This window comes from Streptomyces sp. bgisy130, assembly GCF_057708345.1.
The window spans coordinates 1-1431 of record NZ_JBYISA010000107.1 but is presented as its reverse complement, the minus strand read 5'-3'; the positions used below and the strand labels follow the sequence as shown (position 1 = coordinate 1431).

Sequence of the window (1431 nt, the reverse complement as noted above, 5' to 3'; positions counted from 1 at the left end):
AGCGGCAGCCCCCATCAGGTCCTGAACGACCACCACATGCGGTACCCCCGCCTGCCGCGCCAGACGCCCGCCCAGCACGCCCCCGGCCAGACTCGGCATCTGGGAGAGCACCACATCGGGCCGGATACGCGGTGGTGTCAGGGCACTATGGACGAGGATGCTCGCCTCGAACAGGGCCCGGCGCAGGGCGGTCTGACGCGGCGGAACGGTGTGCCACCGGCGGTGCACCGTCACCCCGCCACGGCGCTCCCGGACACGCCACCGGCCACGGTAGCCCTCCGCCACCCGCCAGGCCGGATAGTGCGGCATGCCCGCCAGGACATGGGTGTCCGCGCCGGACGCGGCCAAGTGCTCGGCGATCTGCGTCGAGTACGGCCCTATACCGGTGTGTTCGGGTGCGTAGTTGGTCGAGACCACGAGCACACACCGGCCCGCAAGCGAACCTTCCACGGTCGGCTCCTTTCTTGGATGTGCGGTCATCGTAGGAGCCTGCCGCTGCCCACGGGGTGTGAAATGGGTTGCAATTTTGGCCCAAAAGCGATTGTTCCTGATATGTGTTGGATTATTCAAAATGGTGACGATTTGGGGGGAGATGGGCCGATGAGGCACGCAAAGCATCCGGGTACCTCGGTGCCGGTGCGGGGCATCGCCGCACTGTGCTGCTGGGCGCTGCTGCTGGTGGTGCTCCTTCCTGCGCTGATCCTCCAGTCGCTCGATGCCCGCTTCGGTGCCGCGCTGGCGATGCAGTGCGTGGTGGTGGTGCACACGGGTGTGGCGCTGGCCCGGGTGCTGACGGACGTCCGCGCGCGGGTGGTCGCCTTCGGCTTCTGGCTCTTCGCGTACGTGTGGTTGGGGCTTGCGCCGTTGGCAATGCTCGCGACGGACGCCTACCCGCGCGGATTTGTCGTCGACGCGAACACGGCGTTCGTGACAACGGCCGTGGTGGAGGCAGGACTTCTTGCCTACAGTGCGGGATCGGCGATGGCGCACTGGCGGTCGGCACGCACCTCCAGCGCACTCGAACCGCTCCTCGCCCGGCGGCTGTCGCCCGGTCGGGTGCTGCTGCTGTGCGGTCTGGCGCTGCTGCTGGCAGCGGTGCTCATCCCGGCGCACGGCGGACTGTCGACCTTCTTCCTCAGTCGGCAGGCCGCCAACGCGGCTGCGCAGGCAGAGCAGACCGGCTCCGCGGACCGGGCGCTGGCCGCCTGGGCCCTGTCGGTCCCGGCGTTCTGGGCGCTGGTGGGGCTGCTGCACATACCGAGGTTCACCGCGGGCGACCGGCTCCTGCGCGGATTGCGGTGGCTGCTGCTGCCGCTGCTGTTCGCGGTGAACGTGGTGGTGAACAACCCGATCAGCCAGCCGCGTTTCTGGGCCGGCACGGTCCTGCTGGCGCTGGTCTTCGGCGCCTCCTGGCTGCGCGGACCCCGGGCT

Annotated in this window: 1 protein-coding gene and 1 pseudogene; one reads left to right on the top strand and one right to left on the bottom strand. The window is 69.3% G+C overall.

The window, feature by feature from the left end; all coding sequences use genetic code 11:
- Positions 1 to 480 (bottom strand): glycosyltransferase (locus AC3EUV_RS38320; protein ID WP_435604893.1); only part of this gene is annotated, 480 nt, incomplete at its 3' end.
- A 120-nt stretch (positions 481 to 600) separates the two neighbouring features.
- Between AC3EUV_RS38320 and AC3EUV_RS38315 the strand changes: the two are divergent.
- Positions 601 to 1431 (top strand): annotated as a pseudogene (locus tag AC3EUV_RS38315) (hypothetical protein); the annotation flags it as partial.